At 42.7% G+C, this 20,264-nt stretch carries 18 protein-coding genes and 1 tRNA gene; 11 read left to right on the top strand and 8 right to left on the bottom strand.

The window, feature by feature from the left end:
• The first annotated feature begins 12 nt into the window (after positions 1–12).
• The 4 genes from JMY00_RS10800 to JMY00_RS10785 all read left to right on the top strand — a co-directional run bounded on the left by JMY00_RS10800 (position 13) and on the right by JMY00_RS10785 (position 6,601).
• Positions 13–2,640 carry an FtsX-like permease family protein gene (locus JMY00_RS10800; RefSeq protein ID WP_240990733.1) on the top strand — a complete coding sequence of 876 codons (2,628 nt, stop codon included), beginning with the start codon at positions 13–15 and terminating at the stop codon, positions 2,638–2,640.
• A 244-nt stretch (positions 2,641–2,884) separates the two neighbouring features.
• Positions 2,885–3,397, top strand: a complete 513-nt coding sequence (locus JMY00_RS10795; RefSeq protein WP_201580154.1) for a hypothetical protein — start codon at positions 2,885–2,887, stop codon at positions 3,395–3,397.
• 23 nt (positions 3,398–3,420) lie between these two features.
• Positions 3,421–4,836 (top strand): HNH endonuclease, encoded by a 1,416-nt coding sequence (locus tag JMY00_RS10790; RefSeq protein ID WP_201580153.1) that lies wholly within the window; start codon positions 3,421–3,423, stop codon positions 4,834–4,836.
• Positions 4,837–5,278: 442 nt separating this feature from the next.
• Positions 5,279–6,601 (top strand): valine--pyruvate transaminase, encoded by a 1,323-nt coding sequence (locus JMY00_RS10785; protein WP_201580152.1) that lies wholly within the window; start codon positions 5,279–5,281, stop codon positions 6,599–6,601.
• 52 nt (positions 6,602–6,653) lie between these two features.
• On the opposite strand, the gene JMY00_RS10780 is transcribed toward JMY00_RS10785, so the two are convergent.
• The 3 genes from JMY00_RS10780 to hisB all read right to left on the bottom strand — a co-directional run bounded on the left by JMY00_RS10780 (position 6,654) and on the right by hisB (position 8,716).
• Positions 6,654–7,022: a hypothetical protein gene (locus tag JMY00_RS10780; RefSeq protein WP_218870062.1), complete on the bottom strand. Its 369-nt coding sequence runs from the start codon at positions 7,020–7,022 to the stop codon at positions 6,654–6,656.
• Positions 7,023–7,226: 204 nt separating this feature from the next.
• The gene (gene hisH / locus JMY00_RS10775) at positions 7,227–7,862 is read right to left on the bottom strand and encodes an imidazole glycerol phosphate synthase subunit HisH (protein WP_057762687.1); all 636 of its coding nucleotides are present in this window, start codon (positions 7,860–7,862) and stop codon (positions 7,227–7,229) included.
• Positions 7,863–8,050: 188 nt separating this feature from the next.
• Entirely contained in the window at positions 8,051–8,716 is a 666-nt protein-coding gene (gene hisB, locus JMY00_RS10770) for an imidazoleglycerol-phosphate dehydratase HisB (protein ID WP_240990732.1), read from the bottom strand.
• Positions 8,717–9,102: 386 nt separating this feature from the next.
• Here hisB and JMY00_RS10765 point away from each other — a divergent pair, with 386 nt between their 5' ends.
• From JMY00_RS10765 to JMY00_RS10750, 4 genes are all read left to right on the top strand, one after another.
• Positions 9,103–9,525, top strand: coding sequence for a hypothetical protein (locus JMY00_RS10765; RefSeq protein WP_201580151.1), 423 nt, complete (start codon positions 9,103–9,105; stop codon positions 9,523–9,525).
• 122 nt (positions 9,526–9,647) lie between these two features.
• Positions 9,648–9,723: transfer RNA gene (locus JMY00_RS10760), tRNA-Phe, on the top strand.
• Between the two features lie 194 nt (positions 9,724–9,917).
• Positions 9,918–10,418, top strand: coding sequence for a DUF4385 domain-containing protein (locus JMY00_RS10755; RefSeq protein ID WP_201580150.1), 501 nt, complete (start codon positions 9,918–9,920; stop codon positions 10,416–10,418).
• A 117-nt stretch (positions 10,419–10,535) separates the two neighbouring features.
• The gene (locus JMY00_RS10750) at positions 10,536–11,219 is read left to right on the top strand and encodes a phosphoglycolate phosphatase (RefSeq protein ID WP_102091081.1); all 684 of its coding nucleotides are present in this window, start codon (positions 10,536–10,538) and stop codon (positions 11,217–11,219) included.
• 50 nt (positions 11,220–11,269) lie between these two features.
• Here the strand turns inward: JMY00_RS10750 and JMY00_RS10745 are convergent, their stop codons facing one another.
• Complete coding sequence (locus tag JMY00_RS10745; RefSeq protein ID WP_201580149.1) at positions 11,270–12,850, bottom strand: YifB family Mg chelatase-like AAA ATPase; 1,581 nt, start codon at positions 12,848–12,850, stop codon at positions 11,270–11,272.
• Between the two features lie 352 nt (positions 12,851–13,202).
• Here JMY00_RS10745 and hemN point away from each other — a divergent pair, with 352 nt between their 5' ends.
• A complete protein-coding gene (gene hemN, locus JMY00_RS10740) occupies positions 13,203–14,774 on the top strand; it encodes an oxygen-independent coproporphyrinogen III oxidase (protein ID WP_201580148.1) in 1,572 nt (523 codons plus the stop codon).
• 77 nt (positions 14,775–14,851) lie between these two features.
• Here the strand turns inward: hemN and JMY00_RS10735 are convergent, their stop codons facing one another.
• From JMY00_RS10735 to JMY00_RS10720, 4 genes are all read right to left on the bottom strand, one after another.
• Positions 14,852–15,712 carry an SPFH domain-containing protein gene (locus tag JMY00_RS10735; RefSeq protein ID WP_201580147.1) on the bottom strand — a complete coding sequence of 287 codons (861 nt, stop codon included), beginning with the start codon at positions 15,710–15,712 and terminating at the stop codon, positions 14,852–14,854.
• A gap of 16 nt (positions 15,713–15,728) precedes the next feature.
• Positions 15,729–16,223 (bottom strand): NfeD family protein, encoded by a 495-nt coding sequence (locus JMY00_RS10730; protein ID WP_201580146.1) that lies wholly within the window; start codon positions 16,221–16,223, stop codon positions 15,729–15,731.
• A 195-nt stretch (positions 16,224–16,418) separates the two neighbouring features.
• Complete coding sequence (locus tag JMY00_RS10725; protein ID WP_201580145.1) at positions 16,419–16,991, bottom strand: porin family protein; 573 nt, start codon at positions 16,989–16,991, stop codon at positions 16,419–16,421.
• Between the two features lie 218 nt (positions 16,992–17,209).
• Positions 17,210–17,746 carry a porin family protein gene (locus tag JMY00_RS10720; RefSeq protein ID WP_201580144.1) on the bottom strand — a complete coding sequence of 179 codons (537 nt, stop codon included), beginning with the start codon at positions 17,744–17,746 and terminating at the stop codon, positions 17,210–17,212.
• Between the two features lie 304 nt (positions 17,747–18,050).
• Here JMY00_RS10720 and JMY00_RS10715 point away from each other — a divergent pair, with 304 nt between their 5' ends.
• Positions 18,051–19,283: an 8-amino-7-oxononanoate synthase gene (locus JMY00_RS10715; protein ID WP_201580143.1), complete on the top strand. Its 1,233-nt coding sequence runs from the start codon at positions 18,051–18,053 to the stop codon at positions 19,281–19,283.
• Positions 19,284–19,354: 71 nt separating this feature from the next.
• A complete protein-coding gene (locus tag JMY00_RS10710; RefSeq protein ID WP_240990731.1) occupies positions 19,355–20,164 on the top strand; it encodes a methyltransferase domain-containing protein in 810 nt (269 codons plus the stop codon).
• Positions 20,165–20,264 lie beyond the last annotated feature (100 nt).

The raw sequence follows: 20,264 nt of genomic DNA, 5'->3' as shown, positions 1-20,264 counted from the left end.
GATTGTATCTTAATGAATAGTAAGCCCACAGACAACAAATCGACTGATACAGAAAAAACTGATACCAGTATGCATCAAGAGTCCAGTTATCCCAGCGGCATCCTTAGTCAACTATTTACCCGTACCCTAGGCTCGCAAGCACTCAGCCGTAGCTGGTGGCAGCGCTGGGTATATCCTGTGTTGTTTCTACTGACTTTGACCTTGTCGCTTGCAACCTACCTGACCCTCGACTCTGTGCAGCAGTCTGTCGATAGCTACATCAATGACAATCAGCGCGCGCTCGTTGGTGGGGATCTAATCCTAAACAGTAAACAAGACTGGCCAAGCGAAGTATTGTCACAGGTAGAAACTCTCCCTAATACACAGACCGTGTATGACTATCAGTTTAGCGCCATGCTGGTCAACGATGAGCAAACCTTGCTTGCCAGCGTTAAAGCCGTCTCGCCCTCGTATCCCCTATACGGCACAGCGGAGCTTGCTTCAGGACAGCCACTGTGGAATCAGCTAACATCTGACAGTGTGATCGTCGCGCCAGAAGTGCTCAGTAGTCTACAGGCCGATGTCGGCGACCGTATCACTATTGGCGATGCGCAATTCACGATCAGTGATGTACTGACCAAAGAGCCTGACCGTCCGCTGACTACCTTTGGTTTTGGTGGGCGTGTGTTGATGAAACAAGATGCACTTCCGTCAACCAACCTATTGGGTCAACGTAGCCGTATAAACTATCGTATCGAGATAGCAGGCGACTCAGAACTGATAACCACGCAGCGTGACAAGCTCACAGATATCCTGACCAATTATCCTGATATCGAGCTCTCTGACGCAGAGTCTGCAGATACCTCGGTCTCGCGTATCTCTGATAATGTACTGATGTTTTTAAAACTGCTGGTCATCGCGGTGTTACTACTATCTGCGGTCGCCATGTACGGCGTCATTAGTGCGTTTGTCAGCAAGCAGCAGTCCAATAATGCCATTCGCTTGGCGTTAGGCGAACCGCTTGGCTCACTCAAACGTAGCTATTATCAGCTGCTTATCGTAACGACTGTCATTGCTTGTATCGCAGCGGTTGCTCTTAGTCTGGGCTTACTCAAAATCGGCCAGCCATATCTGGTGGCTATCTTGCCTGCCGATGTCGGTCTAGCCATCAATCCAATCAGTGCTATTAAAACCATTGTGATTGCTTTAGCCCTGACGTTACTGATTGCGCAGCGTGGTTTGAGCGCGCTTAGCACAACCAAACCCGCTACCCTACTCAATCAAGGGGCGAGTACGCAAACACAAAACTTGCCTTGGTATCGGCGCACGCCATTACTATGGTATGGCTTGGTGCTGGCAGGACTGTATGCCTTCTTTGCCTATGAAGTTGGCTCACTGTCATTAGGCGCACAGTTATTGGGCGGCTTGATTGGCTTTGTGGCGATATTTTGGCTATTGGCACGTGGGTGGCTCTGGCTGCTCAACAAGTTGGCAAGTAATACCAAGGTCAGTTGGATGCAGCGTATCTCCATTCATAATCTGGCGCGTAAAGGCAACCAATCAGCGTTATTCTTTGTCACCTTATCACTATCGGTGGCGGTGCTGACGCTTATCACCACACTCAATCACAGTATCAATGCGCAGTTTATCAATGCTTATCCTGAAGACGCGCCCAATCTGTTTTTGCTCGATGTGCAGAGCGATCAGCATGATGATATTGATGCGATCATTGAGGCGCCCGTCACTTATTATCCCGTCATTCGTGCCCGTGTGGAAACGGCAAATGATGTGGCGGCAAAAGATATCGAGCCTGCTGATGGGTTTGATGATCCCACGCGTGTCTTTAACTTGAGCTATGCAGATACGGTCATGGAGACAGAATACATCACTGAATCGCTCACAGATGATGCGCTATATACCCCTATCGATGCGACAAATGAGCAAATCAAACCCTTGTCTATCTTGGACACTGCTGCCAGTATGCTCAATGTCGGTATGGGTGATCAGGTGCGCTTTAATATTCAGGGTATCGAAATCATCGGGCAAATCACCAGTATTCGCACGCGCTATGAGCGTGGCCCAAGCCCGTATTTCTATTTCTTATTTGAACCGTCTGTGCTGTCCGCTGCCCCGCAGATTCAGTTTGCTACTGCCCACGTATCAGAAGATGCCATTCCAGAACTACAAGGCAGACTGGTACGCGAGTTCCCTGCGGTTACTACGATCGATGGCACTGCTATTGCGAAGCAAATTCAAGAGCTGGTAGTACAAATGAGCCGCTTGGTCTATGTATTCACTTTGCTTGCCCTGCTCACTGGGGTCATGGTGCTAATTAGCTCGCTACTATCTACCTCGCAAGATCGTATGAAAGACAGCGCATCATTTAGATTGCTCGGTATGCAAAAGCGCGACCTGTATATGCTCAATATTTTAGAATTGGGTGTGCTTGGGATTAGCGCGGCGACATTTGCAGTTGTCATCGCCAGCGTGGGTGCATGGGCGGCCATCACGCAATGGTTTAATCTACAGTTTAGTGTGCCTTGGACGAGTCTAGCTATTGGCGGTGCAGCATTAATGGTATTGCTGTTTGCCATTGCTATTATTTATGTGAGACTGGTGATTGGACGCGGGATTATGGCTAGGGTCAGGGCGATGATTTGAAGGTAAGAAATTAATACTGCTTTTGCTGCCATATTGAATAGCACAGGGGCAGGCACTAAGGTTTGTTTACTTCCCGACTAAACGATAACACTCCTATCCAAGCGTCTTTTACTTTATGCTGTATAAAGTATATCCGCGATAATCAGGGCTAATCCGCTCCTCCAATCTACGTCAGGTTTAAACTCCAGCTTTAATTTTAGAACCTATATTTAAATTTTAACAAAAACCTATCGGATAAAACTATATGGATCCTTATGAGTATCAGTTTGAAAACTTAAGTAGAAACTCATTACACTGGCATAATAAGGCCAGCGACTTATTTACATCTGCTAGGGTTTTGTGGGAGGCGATGGATAATGGTCATGCCATAGAATGTTGGTCGACTTATAAGATGCTTATGGGCTTATCTTTCGAGTTGCTATTTAAAGCAATTGCTATGCAACGAAAGCTTGCATTTTCTGCTACCCATCAGTTAGTTGAGATTGCTAATTCGGCGCACATTCGACTAACAACTGATGAGAAAGAAATACTAAGAGTATTGACTGAATACATACTTTGGGGTGGTAAATATCCTGTTCCTCACAAGAAAACTCATTTAGAAAACCATTGGAAGCATGAAAACAAAGTTGCGTATGACAAAGAAAAGCATGGAAGCCTAACCATTGAGAGAGGCAACAATAAGCTTGATCTTGATGAACTTGCAAAAATATGGATAAAATATTCTGATATCTATATGATTGAACATACAAAGAGATAAATTAATATTAATGGGTACTTTCCATGAAACAATGTTATCTATGCGGTTTAGAATTCAATGATTCATCTGTAAAGGAGCACAAAGAACATATAATTCAGCAGGCCATAGGGGGCAATCTTACCTGCAAGGATATACTATGTGAAAGCTGTGGGTCCAAGCTTAATAATGATATAGATATAGAGTTTAATAAAATATTTGAACAAACATCTGTACTATTGGGAATAAAAAGACATAGAAAAGATATAAGTAAAAAAAATATCAAAGGTAAACATCAAACTTTCATTCCTGAAATTCAGGAAATATTAGATAAAAGAAATATAGGTGTAACTTGGTCTAATAGGAAAGTATATCCCAATCAACCTTTTGAGATTTATAGCGAAGATGGTAAAGAAATAACAATCTACTCAAATTCGAGAGTAGCTAAGCATTTCAAGAAAAAAGTAGAAAATGATTTTAAAAAACAAAACCCTAACTCACCTTTACCAAAAATAACTATTTGTGAAGACTTATATGGATTAACTTTTTTTGATTTTAGAATGGATAATTACACGTTTAAGCAAGGTTTAGCTAAAATAGCAGTAAATTACGCTTCATCTCATGGAATACCTAGAGATAAATTAGAGTTAGTACTTCAGATTGAAGAGAATGACAAAACTGCTCACTTTACAAATGTTACATCTGTAATGTTTTTTCACCCTTTAGGTATAATTGATAAGCTAATCGAAGATAAGAAAGTTGAGTTCCAACCTTATCCTACACATAGTTTGATATTATTTAATTCAGTGTTCAGTCCAAACGTATTAGTATGTTACGTAGAACTATTTTCAACTTATCAGTACTACGTTGTTCTAAGTAATAATTATTCAGGACCTAGCATTCACGAGTTTTATACTCAAAAGATACTTCCTGAAGAAGAAGTTGTTTTTGAACCATATAGACAGTACTACAAAGATCGCTCGAGTATCTTATCCTCATTAAATATATCTAAAGAAGAACTTATTAACGCTTATTTGAATAAAAGTGATAGCGAAAGTGAAGAGCAGGTTGAGTGTAAACTAATTACTACAAAGAGAAATGAACGAAGGTATGATATATCCTTGGAAAAATATTTAGAAGATATTATAGATTCTACTATTTTTGAAAAAATACATGAAGTTGATAACAATACTGATACATGCAGTTTAAATGTAATTAAGGAGTTGATTTTTAATCTAAATCTCTTTTTTTATACTGACGAAAATGGTAAAGATATTTTTAGTATTGAAAGCTTCAGACAATACTATATTAACAATGAAGGAAAGAAAGTCGATTATATTGATGAATTATTCAGTAAACATAAGAGCATACTAGAAGATATAAAAGCATATAACCATCAAAAATTCTATGATTTGCAGAGGTTTCATAATAGTAGAAATATAGATAAAAAATTATCTGATTAATATTTTTATTGAGTTATAGATGTTACCTATTCCTTCTTAAAGCTTTGCCCATTTAATAATAGTCACCTTAGGGAGCGTTTTAGCCTAGATTGCAGCGATAGCTTCTAGACTATGGCGCTTACAGCACCTTGAATAGGAGTGATCGCTCGAACATTGGAACGCTACTGTACTTAGATACAGTAGCGCTACAGACTGCCAACTACAAGCATAAAACAGGATTAGCTACAAAAACTCAGCTCTTGAAACCCGAATTTAAAACGCCTTCTATTTATTTAGAAGGCGTTTTTTTACTTCATATTGCGTATAGGTATATAACCCAATATCAGCCATGCAGTTTGCTTATTTATTGGGGGGATTACCTAGTCTTCATTTGCTATACTAGCCTAACTTTTATCAATCAAATTCCTTCTTATAACACCCTCCCAAACAGCATGGTAGCCTTATGAAATTCTCAAAGTTCGGTCAAAAATTCACCCAGCCCACTGGCATCTCACAATTGATGGATGATCTGGGCGACGCGCTAAAAAGCGATCAGCCAGTCAACATGCTGGGCGGTGGTAACCCTGCCAAAATTGATGCCGTTAATGAGTTATTTTTGGAGACATATAAGGCGCTAGGTGTTGATAACGACGCGGGCGTACCCAATAGCAGCGCGATTATTAGCATGGCGAACTACTCTAACCCACAAGGTGATGCTGGCTTTATCGATGCGTTAGTTGGCTTCTTTAACCGTCATTATGATTGGAACCTTACCTCAGAAAACATCGCCCTGACCAATGGCTCACAGAATGCGTTTTTCTATCTGTTTAATCTGTTTGGCGGTGCGTTCACTGATGAGCATAACGAATCTGTCGACAAGTCCATTCTACTGCCATTGACCCCTGAGTATATCGGCTATAGCGACGTGCATGTCGAAGGTCAGCATTTCACCGCCGTATTACCGCATATCGATGAAGTGACGCATGATGGTGAGGAAGGCTTCTTTAAATATCGTGTCGATTTTGACGCGTTAGAGAACTTGCCAGCACTAAAGGAAGGTCGTATTGGAGCGATTTGCTGCTCACGCCCGACCAATCCGACTGGCAACGTGCTGACCGATGACGAAATGGCGCATTTGGCCGAGATTGCCAAACGCTATGACATACCGCTGATTATTGATAATGCCTACGGTATGCCCTTCCCCAATATCATCTACTCTGACGCGCATCTGACGTGGGATGACAATACGATTCTGTGCTTTAGTCTGTCGAAGATTGGTTTGCCTGGTATGCGTACTGGTATTATCGTGGCCGATGCCAAAGTAATCGAAGCGGTCAGTGCGATGAATGCCGTGGTCAATCTAGCACCGACACGCTTTGGTGCAGCGATTGCCACGCCATTGGTAGAAAACGATCGTATTAAGCAATTATCTGATAACGACATCAAGCCGTTTTATCAAAAGCAGGCGACACTCGCGGTGAAGCTATTAAAAGAAGCCTTGGGCGATTATCCTTTGGTCATTCATAAGCCTGAAGGCGCGATATTTTTATGGTTATGGTTTAAAGACTTGCCGATTAGCACGCTGGATCTATACGAGCGCCTAAAAGAGAAAGGCACGCTTATTGTGCCAAGTGAGTACTTCTTCCCTGGTGTCGATGTTAGTGATTATCAACATGCGCACGAGTGTATCCGCATGAGTATCGCTGCGGATGAGCAGACATTGACTGATGGTATCAAAGCGATTGGTGAAGTCGTACGTGAGCTGTATGATGAAGCCAAAAAATAAGATGAGCTGTTAGAGTTATAAATTCAAATAGCAAAACGAAAAAACGGACTGATTAATAGTCCGTTTTTTTGTGGCGCTTGGTCAATGAAGTCGATTTATTGGTTGGTCGAAATATAGTCGTCCACTTATTCAGCGCAAAAAGCACGTACGGCAGCATACAAGTATTAATCAAATCACGGATACTCGCGAGTATCTGATCACGGCTCAAGCCAGTTAAGCCAAGCGATTCAATTGTATCTCGATTGTCCAGATACTCACCCAACAGCGCAATGCAAGTTACGACGATCAGAGCGATAAATGATCGAATACCTTGGCTTTTGATAATAGGTCGCAGCGCAACCAGACACAGCAGATAAACACCAACACCGACATAGATATGTAAGGCATCTTTGGCAAGGCCAGTTGTTTCCACAACATTCATTTTAAAGGCAGTAAAATCCACTGAGATATTCCAAATATAAGCGAGTAGAAAATAACTGAGCGTATCACTAAACCATGATGGCTAAACTATAATAGCTGAAGAATAGCAGCTACAAAGTGATGGCTGAGCATAAAAAAGGCAGATTATACAATTGATAATCTACCTTCTACTAAATTAAATATTCACTTCACGTTTATCGCCTACTTACACATTCCACTCTACGAAGTTCTTGAGCAGTTGCAAGCCAGCAGTATGGCTCTTTTCTGGATGGAATTGGGTGGCAAATAGATTGTCTTGGATCACACTGGCGCAGAACGGTTGACCATAGTCACATACCGCCGCTACTTGTGAGCTATCGGCAGGCTCACAGTAATAACTATGCACAAAGTAAAAATGCGCATTGTCTTCGATACCGTGCCAGAGCGGATGGTCAAAATCCATACCGCTGATGGTATTCCAGCCCATATGCGGTACTTTTATCGTCGCACCCTGCTTGTCTTTCCACGTAGGGTCAAACGCTTCTACAGTGCCGTTTAAGATGCCTAGGCAGTCCGTGCCACCATTTTCAGCTGACTGCTCAAACAACGCCTGCATGCCCACACAGATGGCCATAACGGGCTTATTAAATACTGCATGCCGTATCACTTCATCAATGCCTGCCTCATGCATGCCAGCGATACAATCACGCATCGCACCCACACCAGGGAAGACAATTTTATCAGCCGCCGCAACGACTTTTGGATCATTGGTGATAGAGACTTCTGCCCCGACTACCGATAGGGCTTTGCTAGCAGAGTGCAGGTTGCCCATACCATAATCTAATAGTGCTACTTTAGTCATCGATTGGTTCTCATTTTTAAATATTTTGACTACTGTACTATTTATATTATTGACCGTTTATATTGTTGGCTATTACTAAGGTGTAGATAAGGTTTTGCTACAAGGAAGTCAAGCGCAGGCTGTACAACCAGTATGCCACGCTTGACTGGCCCTTTTGAGTAACCTTGTAGAAGAGCCTTAAATGCGCCTCAGAAAGCCTCTTTGGTCGATGGCAAGGTGTTCAACGCACGCTCATCGTACTCACAGGCCATACGTAACGCACGAGCAAAGGCTTTAAAGGTTGATTCGATCTGATGATGGCTGTTTTTGCCTTTTAGATTATCTAAGTGCACCGTCATCCATGAGTGATTGACGAACCCGTAAAAGAACTCACTGAACAAATCAACATCAAAACGGCCGACGTGCGAGCGCGTAAATGGGATATCCATATGCAAACCAGGACGACCTGACAGATCGACGACAGCACGGGTCAATGACTCATCTAGCGGCGCATAAAAGTGCCCATAACGACGAATGCCCTTTTTATCGCCCAATGCTTTATTGAACGCTTGACCAAGGGTAATACCAGTGTCTTCGACGCTATGATGGTCATCAATAAAGGTATCACCGGTACATTTGATGTCTAAATCAAACAAACCGTGACGCTTGATTTGATCAATCATATGATCTAAAAATGGTACGCCAGTGTCTACCGTGCCTTTACCTGTACCATCTAAATTAACGGTACAAGTGATTTGCGTTTCGGCAGTGATACGTTCAACGGTCGCGATACGTTCAGGGCGACCATATAGGTTTACGTTTTTTGACTCAGTTTGCTCAGATGTGGCAGCAGTCGTCGTTGCATTGGCTGTCATGGCTACTCTCTATCAGGTTTTATCAGTGAAAAGCGGTCAATAAATAAGGCAAAAACCTGCCCAAAATATTTTACTAGTGTCTGGGTCAGACATTAGCAAAAAATGTATTAAAAAATGATATATACAAAAGATATCAATATATTAGGGTTTATACATACTAAATATTATATAGCCTCATCATAGCAAACCCTAACATTTACTGCCACGACCAAGCGGTAAACCACGCACAAAATCACCTCATTCTGCTAAAATAGTGTGTTCAGTATTATCAATCATGACTCGCGCCGACTTTGAAGACCCTTACTTACGGCACTGCACGCTATGACATTGTGCTGTCTCATACTGCTTATTTATACTATAGAAACCCTCTATTTATAGGAACTGCTATGCCTTTAGAAGCGATCGCCATTAACAGTTTGGATGCGCCACTTATCAAAAAACCTGCTCGCGACAATGAGCTAGCAGAGCGTTTGCAGGCGTTGTACGATAGTGATGATGCACAGCCTGACGGTCTCGAGGTATTAAATCTTGTTGAGCAAGGGTTTAAACGTGGACAGTACCTCTATGTCGGTATGTTCAATGATAAGCCTATCGCTGCGGTCGCCTGCTTTGATGACGGGCAGACCAATGCTAAGCGCCTGCAATATCTCACGGTGCATCCGGAGAATCGTAAACGTGCTATCGATGCCAAGTTTATTAAACTGGTCTATGATTGCGAAGTTAGAAAAGGCGTACGTGAATTTGCCCCTGCGGACGCTGATATTCACCGTATCATGAGCGAGTACGAACTATTGCGTGTAAAAGACTAAATTAAGTGCTAAAACGGTTAATTTTACTAATATCTAATTATTTATCGCCTTTTATCAGATATAATGCAAAAACAGCTTGACAGAAGCGCCTATATTTAGTTTAATAGCGCCTCAACGAAGACGGCTCGATAGCTCAGTAGGTAGAGCAACGGATTGAAAATCCGTGTGTCGGCAGTTCGATCCTGCCTCGAGCCACCATTCGTTAATAGATTCTAAAAAGCCCCGAACAGCAATGTTTGGGGCTTTTTTTATGTCTGTTATTTATACTCATCGCTCGCTTTACTCACGGTTGCATAACATTTATGTGCTTTTTTCTACACCGCTTGGCTCAGTATACTCAGTAACTATGAATGAATAGATACCCATCATAGTACAGAGCCTAGGTGGCAGATATGAGAGAGTTTGATTACGACTTGGATTATAAGAGTTTGGATTTGCGCGCTCAGCCTGAGTTGTACCGTGTCGGTCGCGGTGAGCAAGGCGTATTACTGGTAGAGCCTTATAAGTCTGAGATTTTACCTCATTGGCGCTTTGCGACTCCCGATATCGCCCGCGAGAGTAGTGAGGCTATCTATCAGATGTTTTTAGATTACTTGGCTGACGATGACTTCGTCGGCGCAGATATGGCGCGCAAGTTTATTCAAATGGGCTATACCCGCGCTCGTCGCTATGCCAATCATAAAGGTGGCAAAAAATATAAAGGCGCGGTACCCGATGATAAAAAAGGTCAAAGCGGCGCTCATGGTCGCGAAGAGTTGCCACGACAAGAGGAAGACCCAGTTAAAGCAGAATCCGCACGAATCTTTAAAGTTAAATGGGATGAATGCCGTGAGAACAAAGATTACTTAAGAATGAAAAAAGAGCATCGTGAACGCTATAAAGATGTCGAATAGATGCTAATGCTCAAGACATTAAGCACAACAGGTAACTAAATTGACTGGTCTCAGAACGCTACTGTGCTAAGGTATGGCCAATATAATAAATATAACGATTTTCAATAGTGAGGAACAATGAACAAGCAGCTTTTAATTTTTGATTTTGATGGAACGCTCATTGATAGCGTACCTGATTTGGCCGACGCCACCAACACCATGCTAACCACATTAGGCAAAGACACCTACCCTATCGAGACGATACGTAACTGGATAGGAAATGGCTCACGCCTGCTCGTAGAGCGCGCGTTGGTTGGTAAAGTGGAAGTAGCAGAAGGTGAGCTAACGGTTGAGGAAGCCGATCATGCAGAGCAAATATTTTTTGAGGCTTATAAGAATCTTAGTGGTAGTAAAACCGTTGCCTATCCAGATGTCGATGACGGACTCAAAAGGTTGCATGCAGCTGGCTATACGCTTGCTTTAGTCACCAACAAGCCCATTCGATTTGTACCGAAGATATTGCAGTCGTTTGGCTGGCAAGATTTGTTTAGTGAAGTGATGGGCGGTGATAGTTTAGCTGTCAAAAAACCAGACCCAACGCCCCTACTACACGTCTGTGAGACTCTCAACTTTAGTGTCGAGCAGTCAGTGATGATTGGGGACTCTAGGAACGATATGTTGGCTGGACAGAACGCCAATATGGACACGCTCGGCCTGTCTTATGGTTATAACTATGGGCAAGATATTCGCGAATTAAATCCGACTGAGGCATTTGATCACTTTGCTGACTTGGTTGCTTGGATTATGAAAGATAGATTTTAGTCTATAAAGAACCTATCAAATCATCATAGTGTAACTTGCTCAAACAGAGATTACGCTTTACTGCGATAGCTCAGCGCCTCAGATACGTGGGCGCTGTTGATATCGGTACTGTTAGCCAAATCCGCGATTGTACGCGCTACTCTTAGCACTCGATGATAACCACGAGCGGACAGATTCAAGCGCTGCTGAGCAAGTTGCAATAACTGCTTTTCATTGTCGCCTAGCTGGATATATTCATCGATTTCGCTAGGGCTAAGCTCATTATTAACCTTTTGCTGGCGCTGCATTTGATGCTGGTGCGCGACTACCACGCGAGCCCGTACTTGCTTGGAGGTTTCACCTACCTGACTATTCTGCAGATCGGCAATCGGTAACGCAGGCACGGTGATATGCAAATCAATACGATCTAAGAGAGGACCAGATAACTTATCTTGATAGCGTTTGATCTGCTCAGGTCGACAGCGACAACGTCCTGATGTATCGCCATTATAGCCACATGGGCAAGGGTTCATCGCGGCAACCAGTTGAAAATTCGCCGGAAAGGTCATTTGAGAGTTAGCACGGCTAATAGTAATTTGTTTGGCTTCTAACGGCTGGCGTAATACTTCAAGCACGCTCCGATCAAATTCTGGTAACTCATCAAGGAACAATACCCCTTTATTAGCTAGCGTAATCTCGCCCGGTTTTGGCCGTGAACCACCACCGACTAGTGCTACTGCCGAGATCGTATGATGCACTTGTCTAAATGGTCGCGTCCCATAGTCGTAGTCGCTGTCTGCCACCGAATACGTACTGGCAACCTCTAGCGCATCCTCATCACTCAAGTCTGGCAATATCGTTGGCAATCGTGATGCCATGAGCGTCTTGCCAGAACCGGGTGGCCCTGTAAATAACAATGAATGACCACCCGCAGCGGCAATCTCTAACGCGCGCCGAGCATGGTGCTGTCCTTTGACGTCAGCTAAATCCACTTGATAGCCAACATGCTGCTGTGCAGGACTTGGCTGTACCACGGCTAAACTCTCATAGCTTGCACCTGGGTCAACGAGCGACTGCAGATGGTCGCAAACTGCTTTTAGACTCTGAGCAGCTAGTATCGTTACGCCATCAACGCGGCTGGCCTCATGACCATTATCAATCGGCACGATCAGTTGCGGTGTTATCGGCGGTGAGTTATCGGGATTATTTTGCTCTTGGTCACTCGCTGCTACTTGCGACAATGCTAGTGCTAGTTTTTCCGCTTTGATTGCACGTGCAACTGCCAAACTACCGGTTACTTGTCGCAATTGACCATTGAGCGCTAACTCGCCAATAAACTCATATCCTGATAGTACCTCTGGCTCAAGCTGTCCGCTTGCTGCCAGTATGCCGATAGCAATTGGTAAGTCTAAACGCGCGCCATCTTTAGGCAAATCAGCAGGGGCTAAATTGATCGTGAGGCGGCGGTTAGGAAACTGAAAACCTGAATTGAGAATAGCAGAGCGTACCCTGTCTTTACTCTCACGCACGGCGGCCTCAGGCAGCCCAACGATGGTCAATGCAGGTAATCCTTGCGATAGATGCACTTCAATGATGACCTTGGGAGCATGCAGACCAACCACCGAACGGGTATAGACTTGGGCAAACGACATCAGCATCTTCCTAATACAGAGTGTCATTGATAATAAAGTATTATTTATCAACGCGCAAACGTCGTGTTTTATTGCTGGTGTAGAGAGAATCACCAAAACCTCAGCGTCGTTCTGAGGTTTTTTATGTATAAATAACGCTCTACTTCAATAATTAAGAATACTCACCGACCACCCCACTGCTAACAAGGATTTGTTATACTATCTATTATACATTTAGCGATACATACTGCTGCCAATGATGTATTCGAATCTTATTATTAATCATTTATACAAGCGAAAAATAAACACCAAATCCGAAATCATTGTTAATCCAGAAACCAGCAGTATCTAGAGTAAAAACGAGGAATATCGCATGACAGACTATTCAGAACAGAACACTCAGCAGCCCTACAACCGTGCGGACGAGCCGCCCACGACTGTGCGCCCTGTTATGCAACCTGACAACCCTTATGCCAGTACACGCGGCAGCATTACTAGCAAGCAGCTACCAGCATTTGATGAGGCAATCATCAATAAGTACAATCGCTCAGGGCCACGTTATACCTCTTATCCGACTGCCCTAGAGTTCGCGCCAATACCAGATAACTTTAAAACAAACAGCTTTGAAGCTATCGGTCTTGAGACGAAAATCCTGCAAAACCGTGAAGCGCGTGCTCCCTTATCCTTATATTTTCATATTCCGTTTTGTCGTCACCTTTGCTACTACTGTGCTTGTAATAAGATTATTACCAAAAAAAATAGCGATTCTGGTGATTACTTGCAGTATTTAATCGCTGAAATTACCCATAAGCGCCGCCTGTTATCTACGCCAGAAGGCAGCGACAAACTATTGGTCAAACAACTACATTTGGGCGGTGGTACGCCAACGTTTTTGCATGACGAAGAGATGGTGCAGTTATGGGAGTTTTTACAGACTCAGTTTGATTTTTTGCCAGAAGATGAAGGTGACTACTCTATTGAGATTGACCCTCGTGAGCTGAGTGAAAACACTCTAAAGATACTGCGTAATCTCGGTTTCAACCGTATTAGCTTAGGGGTGCAGGACTTGGATGAAACGGTGCAAATCGCCGTTAATCGTGTGCACTCAGCAGAGCTTATTGAAAGCGTGCTAACAGAAGCACGTGAGCTTGGTTTTCGCTCTATTAATATTGATTTGATTTATGGTTTGCCGCATCAAACGCCTGATACGTTGGACAAAACCGTAAATCGTATCATCGAGATGTCGCCAGACCGCCTATCGGTCTTTAACTATGCGCATTTGCCTGAGCGATTTAAAGCCCAGCGTCAGATAAAAGATGAATATTTGCCTAGCCCAATTGCCAAACTGACGATGCTCGGCAGTACTGTTAACACATTGACCGAAGCTGGCTATCAATATATCGGTATCGATCATTTTGCCAAACCTGATGATGAATTGGCTGTCGCACAGCGTGAAGGCAAATTACATCGTAACTTTCAGGGTTACACCATCATGGGAGATTGTGACTTATTAGGTTTTGGTGTCTCATCAATCAGTCAAATTTCTAATGCCAATACGCGCTATATGTTGCAAAACGATACTGATCTACAGAGCTATCAAGCCAAGATTGATATGGCTAAAATCAATCCGACTGTCATGCCTGCGGTAAAGTATATAAAAACCTCTATCAAAGACCGCTTGCGTGAGTACGTCATCATGAACCTACTATGTCATGACTATCTCGATTTTAAAGATGTGAATCAAAAATTTGGTATCGATGCCATCACCTATTTTATTAATGAGATTCAGCAGTTGGGCGCTATGCAAGACGATAGACTGATTGATATGGATGCAGCAGGTATCCGCGTCTTACCTAGAGGTCGCTTGCTTGGCCGTAACGTCGCCATGGTATTTGATGAATATTTAGAAAAGAAACATCAAAACCGCTTTTCGAAAGTTATCTAAGTTAGCGAGTCATTCCTCAATTATTAAACATAAAAAAGACCTCAAGCGAGGTCTTTTTTTATTATTGCTGTGACTTTTTAAACTTTTAATTTATCACCGACCATACCTTTTACGGTACTTAAGATATCTGCTGGTAGTACCACCATTTTGGAGTTATCGGACTCAGCCAACTCTCGTATCGCCTTGATATATTGCTCACCAAGTAAGTATACAATCGGCATCTCTTCCTCACCCATCGCACTAGTAATCAAACGAATCGATTCTTCAGAACCTTTGGCTAGTACCACCTGCGCTTCAGCATCACGGCGTGAAGCCTCCAAGCGACCATCCGCTTCTAAGATAGCAGCTTGCTTTTGACCATCAGCACGGGTCACGGTTGCACGGCGTAAACGCTCTGCCGCTGCTTGCTCTTCCATGGATGCTTGCATGGTCTGCGAAGGATTAATATCTTGAATCTCTACCGTCTTAAGGGTAATACCCCAATCTGCGATATCTTCTGAAATCGCATGTTTTAGCTTGGTTTTGATCTCGTCGCGACTAGACAATGCGCTATCAAGATCCATCTCACCAATGATCGAACGTAGCGATGTTTGCACCAGATTACGGATACCGTATTCATAATCTTCAATACCATAGACCGCTTTATCAGGACGCACGATATTAATATAAGCGACAGCGTTTGCAATGATAACGACGTTGTCACGAGTAATGACTTCTTGTGACGGAATATCAAGTACGATGTCTTTGGTCGTTACCTTATAAGCCACATCATCTACATAAGGGATGATGAGGTTGAGTCCAGGCTCTAGCGTTTGGCTATATTTGCCCAGTCTCTGCACTACCCATTTATAACCTTGCGGTACAATACGTACGCCTTTAAACACGGTGAATACCACCAGTGCAATCAATACCACCATGACAATACTAAAGCTTTCCATAACTCATCCCTTATTATTATACCTGCATACTTTTATGCATCGCTGCCTGCGCTTTTGTACTGCTCACAATCAGCTCGTTACCCACGATATCCGTCACTACCACTCTATCGCCGATTGCCACCTGCTCCCCTCTCGTACGGCACATCCATTCAGCCGCACCAACGATAGGAACACTAAATCTAACTGTGCCAGCTTTATCTAGCTGCGGTGACACGATAATCATCCCCACCTCACCGACTATGACACTACCGCCTAGCCCAGCTTTGGTACGATCTACTGACAACGGTTTGATAAACTTAAACCAAGCCAGCAAAAACACAGCAGAGAGCACTAACCAGACGATAATCTGGACAGAGACAGAAATAGGTAGCAGCCATGATAGCGCTGCAACGATGATGGCAGCGGCGCCAAACCACAAACTGGCAAACGTCGGTACAAACATCTCAACAATTAATAATAAGAAGCCTAATACTAACCAATGCCAAGGTTCAATCACCCAAAGTATCTCCATCCTTGCCACCATTCCTATCTTTATCATTCCAGTTTTTAATGTAGCACATTTTTAAGGATAACAACGCTTTAACAGTAATGATATATTATTGGTGAGCTACTTATAAATTATTACCCTAAAAGCTTCATCATAAATTTCAAGTAAAAAAAACGACCACTTGAAGTGATCGTTCTATTAACTGAATTCAAATCTATACTAGAATTTGAAATGTGCGCCTAATGTAAAGCCATTTACATCTACATCATCGCCATCAGCGTCAATAGTAGGATAAACGTTGTACATAACCTCCATAGTTGCCATAGGGGTAATGTTGTATCCGAGTCCTAAACCACCAGATATACCTGTGTCAGAATAGCTAAAACTTTCATCTTCCTCATCGATATCAGTATTAAAATCATCTACATCAATTTTATTTTTAGCAACGCCTAGACGACCCTTCGCATACAAAGCGGTATTGGGGAACATATAGTCATAAGTAGCGTATAAACCGTAAACATCAGCGCTATATTCTGAAGTTCCAGACTCATCTTTAAAGGCATCAGCATCACCAGTGGTTAGATATTCAGCTTCAACACCAAGGTTTGGAGTAAACTTGTAGCCACCGTAAACACCGTATGATACTGCATCATCATCTACGTCATCTGGGCTATATTGACCAACTTTAACACCAGCATACGGTTGGCCTGCATAATTAACAGCTGCTTGTGCGCTCATCGTCATTACTGAACTAGCGATTACTGCGATTAAAGCCTTTTGTAGATTTTTCATATACTTTTCTCAACTGTGGATTCAATAAACAAATAATGTGTTTGATATCAAATGATACTCAACTATTTTCTACTTGCTATTAGTAGTAGAGGTATCATACCAAAATGTTTGATAAAGTAAACATATGTTTCTATAAGTTTTAAACGAAAAGAAACGACCACTTAAAGTGATCGTTTCTTTATTATAGCTGTTTAGCTAAAAGCTTGTTTTCTAAGTCATTAGAATTTTAGCTGTGCGCCAACAGTCATAAGATCTCTATCATCGCCTAGCATATCGTATTCAGCTTCAACACTGAAGTCAGAGTTTACTGCATAACCAAGACCTACACCGCCAGCAAGGTTAGTATCGTCTTTTGAACCGTCGTATAAACCTAAAGTAGTATTAGATGCTTCTACTTCAGTTTTTGCAACACCTAGCTTACCTTTTGCGTATAAGCCGCTATTTGGGAATGCATAACGGTAAGTACCATAAGCGCCGTATGTTTTAGCATCGATGTCACCGCCTCTATAGTCAGCATCATCTGAACCTACATATTCTGCTTCTACACCGAAATTAGGATCAAAGTTATAACCAGCAGTTACACCATATGCAGTTGGATCATCTGCACCATCGATATCTAGATCGAACTGACCAACTTTAGCAGCAACATATGGCTGACCTGTGTAGCCATTGCCATAGTTAACAGCGGCTTGTGCGCCTACAGAAAGTAAAGAACCAGTTGCTAGTGCAAGTATTGTTTTTTGTAGAGTTTTCATTATTAGCTCCTTCAAGTAAATTTGGACAAACAAGTTATTTAGTTGTATTGACCATTTGGCCGTATCGCCTTGTTTGCTAACGATGGGTACATAGTAACAAACTATTTCAGACACTCTGTCAGTGTTTAATGGTATGAGAGTTAAGATTTGAAAGCATTTGTCAGTGCTCGGGTTACAAAGGCCTAGATATGAAACCTTTTGTTACATCCACCCAGTTTATGCAATAATCCGTACTCATTTCACAGTTTTCTTGCTAGATAAATCGGCTAAATATGGCTGATATAACAATAATTAGAGAGAAAAAATGCAAAATTCTATCACTGAGCGCTTACAAACTGCACTTGCAGACTTAAAAGCAAAGCAGCAGTACCGCCAATTACCAGATCTGCAGCACGATGGCCGATACGTCGTTAATGCAGGTAAAGCTTTACTTAATATTGCGAGTAATGATTATCTGGGTTTAGGCGGCGATACCGAGATGCAAGCTGAGTTTCTTACTCAAGTGGGACAGCTATCTACTACACACACTCCTAAAATGAGTGCCACCTCCTCACGCCTACTGACAGGCAACGATATACAGTTAGAAGCCCTAGAAGAAGAACTGCAAAATTGGTATCAAAGCGCCATAGAAAAACAGAGTTTAGCCGATTCAAAGTCGGTGCTGGTCTTAAATAGTGGCTATCACGCCAACCTAGGTATCTTGCCAGCATTAACAACTTTGCCAGTCAAAACACTCATTCTGGCTGACAAGCTAGTACATGCCAGCATTATCGATGGGATGCGCTTGAGCCAAAGTAAACTTGTTACCTATCGACGTTACCGTCACAACGATTACGAACATTTGGCCAAGTTTATTGAACAAGCAGACGAGACGGTTGAACGCATCATTATTGTCACCGAGAGTATATTTAGTATGGATGGTGACCGTGCTGACTTGCCTGAACTAGTACAATTAAAATCCAAAGATGCTCGTATTGAGCTGTATGTCGATGAAGCACATGCTATTGGAGTGCTTGGCGATACAGGTCTAGGATTGGCGGAAGAAACGCATACCTTGGCTGATATTGACTATTTGGTGGGTACCTTTGGTAAGGCATTTGCTTCAATGGGTGCTTATATAATGTGTGATGAGGTCGTCAAACAATGGCTGATCAATGCCATGCGTCCATTGATTTTTAGCACTGCACTTCCTCCTATCAATCACGCATGGACACGATTTATTTTAGCAAAGATGCCAACCTTAACTGACCAACGTGCGCATCTAGCACAGTTGTCTACAATGCTTAGTCAGGCCATCGACCCACAACACCGCGTAACTTCAGCTGTCCAAGATATTAGCTACAACTCACCCATTGTGCCTTATATCTTGGGCGACAATGCACGCACGCTTGCCAAAGCACAACAGTTGCAAGCCGCTGGATTTTACGCGCTACCTATCAGGCCACCTACTGTGCCCGCAAACACTGCTCGCATTCGTTTAGTTATGAATGCCAAACTGACTAACGAAGACTGTGCGCGACTGATACAGCAGTTGTAACTTTATCGTTTGACAAAGAATTTACTTCTACTATTGATAGATAACTGGCGCACTTGGATATAATGAAGCCTATGACAACATTCGACACAGCTGATGACCTCAGTGTTAGAAAACAAACCATCGCTCGCCACTTTGCCAATGCAAGCGACTATGACCAGCATGCCAATGTTCAGCAGATCGTTTGTCAGTACTTATTAGACAGTATTGCTAATACCGAACAAAGTAGTGTGCTAGAAGTGGGTGCAGGCACAGGTCAAATGACGCGCCTACTCGCTGAGCATATACAGAGCGAGTACTGGATCATTAATGAGTTATGTAGTGAGCAGACTGCTACATTGCAATCAATACTGCCGACTGCTGAGATCATTATCGGCGATGCTGAAACGATAGATTTAGCAGAAAATCATAGCTTGATAGTTAGTGCCAATGCCGTGCAGTGGTTTGATAATCCATTGAGTTTCGTCACGCAATCAGCGCAGCATCTACAATCTGGAGGCCAGCTAGTCTTTAGTACTTTTACGCCAAATAACTTTTTACAAATCAAAACTCTCACGGGTCAAGGACTTTACTATCCAGATATTAATGAATGGCAATTGGCATTAGACAGTGCTGGCTTTGAGAATATCAAACTCTCAATTCAGCGCTTTGATTTACCATTTCCTACCCCCTACGCTATCTTAAAACATATGAAACTCACCGGCGTATCGACCAATCAAACTCAAGCTAAATCAGAAGATACTCAAACCTTTGTATGGACAAAATCTCGTCTACAGCAATTTGAGTCAGACTATTGGCAGCAATTCTCAGAAAAGAATGACATAGGACAGCTCGTGGTTAATTTAACCTATGAAGTGCTCATAGTGAGTGCGTTTAAAACTTAATTTATTAACTGATAGTAAAAATAGTGGCTAGTAAGAACTGTGGCTAATAGGCATAACAACATTTAGAAATAGCAGCCATAAAAAAACGCACCCCGAAGGA

The organism is Psychrobacter sp. Pi2-52, from assembly GCF_904846705.1.
GTDB lineage: Bacteria > Pseudomonadota > Gammaproteobacteria > Pseudomonadales > Moraxellaceae > Psychrobacter.
This window is presented reverse-complemented; position numbering and strand designations above follow the sequence as displayed.

Excerpts from the sequence above, each read along its gene's own strand:
- JMY00_RS10800 (WP_240990733.1), top strand. The coding sequence starts at position 13 with ATGAATAGTAAGCCCACAGACAACAAATCGACTGATACAGAAAAAACT.
- JMY00_RS10795 (WP_201580154.1), top strand. The coding sequence starts at position 2,885 with ATGGATCCTTATGAGTATCAGTTTGAAAACTTAAGTAGAAACTCATTA.
- JMY00_RS10790 (WP_201580153.1), top strand. The coding sequence starts at position 3,421 with ATGAAACAATGTTATCTATGCGGTTTAGAATTCAATGATTCATCTGTA.
- JMY00_RS10785 (WP_201580152.1), top strand. The coding sequence starts at position 5,279 with ATGAAATTCTCAAAGTTCGGTCAAAAATTCACCCAGCCCACTGGCATC.
- JMY00_RS10780 (WP_218870062.1), bottom strand. The coding sequence starts at position 7,022 with ATGAATGTTGTGGAAACAACTGGCCTTGCCAAAGATGCCTTACATATC.
- hisH (WP_057762687.1), bottom strand. The coding sequence starts at position 7,862 with ATGACTAAAGTAGCACTATTAGATTATGGTATGGGCAACCTGCACTCT.
- hisB (WP_240990732.1), bottom strand. The coding sequence starts at position 8,716 with ATGACAGCCAATGCAACGACGACTGCTGCCACATCTGAGCAAACTGAG.
- JMY00_RS10765 (WP_201580151.1), top strand. The coding sequence starts at position 9,103 with ATGCCTTTAGAAGCGATCGCCATTAACAGTTTGGATGCGCCACTTATC.
- JMY00_RS10755 (WP_201580150.1), top strand. The coding sequence starts at position 9,918 with ATGAGAGAGTTTGATTACGACTTGGATTATAAGAGTTTGGATTTGCGC.
- JMY00_RS10750 (WP_102091081.1), top strand. The coding sequence starts at position 10,536 with ATGAACAAGCAGCTTTTAATTTTTGATTTTGATGGAACGCTCATTGAT.
- JMY00_RS10745 (WP_201580149.1), bottom strand. The coding sequence starts at position 12,850 with ATGTCGTTTGCCCAAGTCTATACCCGTTCGGTGGTTGGTCTGCATGCT.
- hemN (WP_201580148.1), top strand. The coding sequence starts at position 13,203 with ATGACAGACTATTCAGAACAGAACACTCAGCAGCCCTACAACCGTGCG.
- JMY00_RS10735 (WP_201580147.1), bottom strand. The coding sequence starts at position 15,712 with ATGGAAAGCTTTAGTATTGTCATGGTGGTATTGATTGCACTGGTGGTA.
- JMY00_RS10730 (WP_201580146.1), bottom strand. The coding sequence starts at position 16,223 with ATGGAGATACTTTGGGTGATTGAACCTTGGCATTGGTTAGTATTAGGC.
- JMY00_RS10725 (WP_201580145.1), bottom strand. The coding sequence starts at position 16,991 with ATGAAAAATCTACAAAAGGCTTTAATCGCAGTAATCGCTAGTTCAGTA.
- JMY00_RS10720 (WP_201580144.1), bottom strand. The coding sequence starts at position 17,746 with ATGAAAACTCTACAAAAAACAATACTTGCACTAGCAACTGGTTCTTTA.
- JMY00_RS10715 (WP_201580143.1), top strand. The coding sequence starts at position 18,051 with ATGCAAAATTCTATCACTGAGCGCTTACAAACTGCACTTGCAGACTTA.
- JMY00_RS10710 (WP_240990731.1), top strand. The coding sequence starts at position 19,355 with ATGACAACATTCGACACAGCTGATGACCTCAGTGTTAGAAAACAAACC.